Source organism: Bacillus sp. LL01, assembly GCF_001037965.1.
Genome location: NZ_LFEL01000223.1, coordinates 1 through 3,701, shown reverse-complemented (window position 1 = coordinate 3,701; position 3,701 = coordinate 1). Strand labels below are relative to the sequence as shown.

The window sequence follows — 3,701 nt, the reverse complement described above, 5'->3', positions numbered from 1 at the left end:
CGGTCCATTGCTTATGGTGGCGTGGTTCGCAAAGCATCCTATGGAGAACCCTGCCGCTTTTGCAGCTTGGTACTCCCCGTTAGCAGCTTTAAGTGTAGGAGCGATTACGTTAACCGGTTTTCTGTTAATGGACAATATCGTACCGGAATATGTGAATTCATGGATGATTACGTACGGTCAATTATTGGTCATTAAACATATTTTATTTGTTCCTTTACTTTTATTTGGATTGCGCCATAGTTTGCTTCTTCGAAGGATAAAAAAGCATGGGCATGCCAGATCGATGAAATCATCGTTTCGAATGGAGTCAGTCATTGCGGTCTTCATTTTAGCTGTGACGGCTTTTATGACAGAGCAAACACCACCGCATGAAGTGATCCAAACGCTTCAGACCGAACAAATTTCACCATTGATTCAATTGTTCTTGAATCAACCAATATTAGTCAATCAAACCTTGCAATTTGAGCTAAATACGTCATCTAGCATTCTTCTTGTGGTTGGTCTTTTATTGTTTATAGTAGGGATGTTCATTCTCCTCCAATCACAGAAAGCTTGGATAGGGTTAGCTGGTTTTTTAATCGCTAGTCTTCTGGTGTATAGTGGACTGATGATAAGTGCCACACCTGTAGATACCGTGATGGATGATACTGTCTATAAAACAGATTATGATGCGATCAAAGCAAGTTATTCAGAAGAGACGGAGATCGCGATTTTAAAGCAAGAAGAGCTTGATTCGAATAGGCAATTGGTTGTTTATACCGTAGATGATTCTGATCTCGTTGCACAAATGATTGAGGTGACCTCAGATGGTTTTAAACGATTACCTGCTTCAATGCTTACCATTGGGGGAACCGCCATCACGGATGAAGAACAAAAGATTCGTACATTCCGCGTTCAAAATGGAAATTGGCATCATGATGCGTATGATTATACGTATGTGACATTTGGAATGATTCGTCAACCAGAAGATGTAGCGCGTGTCCAAATTCATTATGAAGGTGGCTCTTATATTGCAGAGCTTGAGGCAAATGTGTTTATTAATACGACCTCTAGCAATGAACTTTGGAATGACCAACATCCTATCGATTTTCTTTCAGCTGATGGAACGGTCATCGAAACCTATGCTAGAGAAGTAATGGAAGAAGGCGTTTATTGTCATTAATGTGATGATAAGCGCTTTTTTTCTGTTTACCATGAAATGATTATTTCGTTTAACGAAGAAAAGGAGTACAATGGGAAGAAAAAAGAGGTGATACAGAGTGGAGAGAAAAAAACAATGGCTGATTTATGCCATGCTCACTCTTGCAACCGCAACTTGGGGAAGCGCGTTTATCGCAGGTAAATTAGCGATTGAAAGTTTCGAGCCTTCAACGATTGCCTTTTTACGCTTTTTAGGGGCAGCTATTCTACTTTTCCCAATCATGTGGCTGCTTGAGAAAAATAGGCCAAAGCCAACAAAAAAAGACTGGGGCATGTTTGCCTTACTCGGTTTAACAGGAATTGCGATCTATAATATTTGTTTCTTTCTAGCAAGTAAGCATGCCCCTGTGATTAAGAGTTCCCTTTTTATTGCAGCCAATCCGATGTTAATCGTTTTGCTCTCAGGTGTATTCTTAAAAGAACAGATTACAAAAAAACAAATTATAGGGCTTATTCTCGCTCTAAGTGGCGTTGTTTTAATCGTGACGGAAGGAAATATTCAAATCATCACTCAATTTCAATTTGAACCCATAGACCTCATCTTATTAGTGGCCGTTATAAGTTGGGCACTCTATAGTGTGCTAGGAAGAGTCGTCTTAAAAAAATACAGTCCGATTGTATCGACTACTTATGCTGTTGCCTTTGGGACCCTCTTTTTACTCCCTTTTTCACTAGCTGAACAGCCTTGGGATGCCATTTCACATGCGAGTCCGACAGCATGGTTATCGATTGCTCATATGAGTGTGTTAGTAACAGTGGTTAGTTTTATTATGTACTACTACGGGATCCAACAAATCGGTGCTGCTAAAGCGTCTATATTCATAAATGTGATGCCTGTATCTGCCGTTATCATGGCGACGTTATTTTTAGGAGAGGCTTTCACTTCATCAGCAATGGTTGGTGCGCTACTTGTATTAAGCGGAGTCTATGTAGGGACATATGTGCGTAAAGTGAGACCCAAAAAGCTAAGGAATGCAAGTTAACGGCTAAAGTGTTAAAATGTTTGGCATGAGATCGAGGTGAGGCAATAATGATGAAAGAAAAATGGACGATGGATCAGATTGAAAAGTGGTTAATACAGGTTGATGAGGATGCCAAGCAATTTCAAGAGGCAACCGCGCTTCAATTAATTAGACAACTAAAAGAGGAAGAAGCAACAAAACAGACCGATGCAATGACGTCAGAACTGTATGCAAGACTTGCGGCAAAAAGAATGGAACGAGTGGAGTCTGCACATGATCATTTAGTGATGGAATGGATGAATCAAGCTATTTCATTCAATCCAACAAATGAAATCGCCCATACCGTTCGATTGAAAAAGATCTTAATGGAATGCAGACAACTGCCGATTCCTACCAAGTTTCCACCTATACGTGAAACGGACCATGGCAGTGCTAAGAAAAAAACAGCCGAATTGTACCATGAGCTAGCTACACAATTTTTTGAGTTGGATGAAAAAATGCTCGATCATTTTTCAGATGCTGAACAATCCATTAAATACACAAAGGAACCGCCATACGAATCCTTAATTTTAACGTTGCAACAAACCTATGCTGCCTTCCGTGAGCCTTTTTCTGTTATTGAATCTGCTACTAAGGAATATGCGAATTCGTTAACAGGGATCTATTATTCTGCGGCCCAGTTTAAGCAAATTCATCATGCGGTGTTACAGATTGAAGCGGCTAAAAAGGAATGGGAAAGTCAGCTTGAATCTTTTGCGCCTGAAAAGAAGTCACAAACGGCGCTTGAAGAGCTCGATTCCATGATCGGCTTAGAAGATGTTAAAAAGAGGATCGCTAAGCTTTATCAGTTTCTGCAATATCAAAAGGCAAGAAAAGAACAAGGTTTTCGTTTTAAAGACGAACTGAGCCTACATATGATTTTAACCGGTAATCCTGGCACAGGTAAAACTCGATTAGCTAGACTTATCGCCACTATATACCATGAACTTGGCTTGCTCGAGCGACCTGAGGTGTACGAAGTCGATCGTTCTCAATTAGTCGGAGGCTATATCGGTCAAACAGAGGAACAAACGACTCAAGCGATCGAAAGAGCTCTAGGGGGAGTCTTGTTTATCGATGAAGCTTATAGCTTAAAGCGTGCTGGTCAAACGACACAAGATTACGGGCAAGCCGCTATTGATACACTTGTCTCTGCTATGACGAGTGAAAAATATCAAGGGAAATTTGCTGTCATATTAGCAGGATATCCTGTGGAAATGAGAAATTTTCTTCGAGCCAACCCTGGCCTTCGTAGTCGTTTTCCAGATCAAAACCATGTGCATATTGAAAACTACTCAACAAGCGAGCTGATTGAGATGGCTAAGCAAGTGGCAATTGATAATGATTACGTTATAACTGAAGGGGCAATTACGACTCTTRAAGAGCGAATTGAGCAGCAGCAAGTAGATGAGTCATTTGGAAATGGGCGAACGGTTAAAAACATTGTGCTAGATGCCATTTTTCAAAAAGGGGCATCCGTCTCACTCGATCAGGCAAATT

General features: G+C 40.6%; 3 protein-coding genes. All 3 read left to right on the top strand.

The window, feature by feature from the left end:
- Positions 1 to 1,162: CopD family protein (locus tag AB685_RS28360; protein WP_131709673.1), on the top strand; the 1,162-nt coding region annotated here is incomplete at its 5' end.
- Between the two features lie 97 nt (positions 1,163 to 1,259).
- Entirely contained in the window at positions 1,260 to 2,183 is a 924-nt protein-coding gene (locus AB685_RS28355) for a DMT family transporter (RefSeq protein WP_053073989.1), read from the top strand.
- A 47-nt stretch (positions 2,184 to 2,230) separates the two neighbouring features.
- Positions 2,231 to 3,701, top strand: a 1,471-nt coding sequence (locus AB685_RS28350) for an AAA family ATPase (RefSeq protein ID WP_047973950.1), incomplete at its 3' end; no start/stop codon positions are given.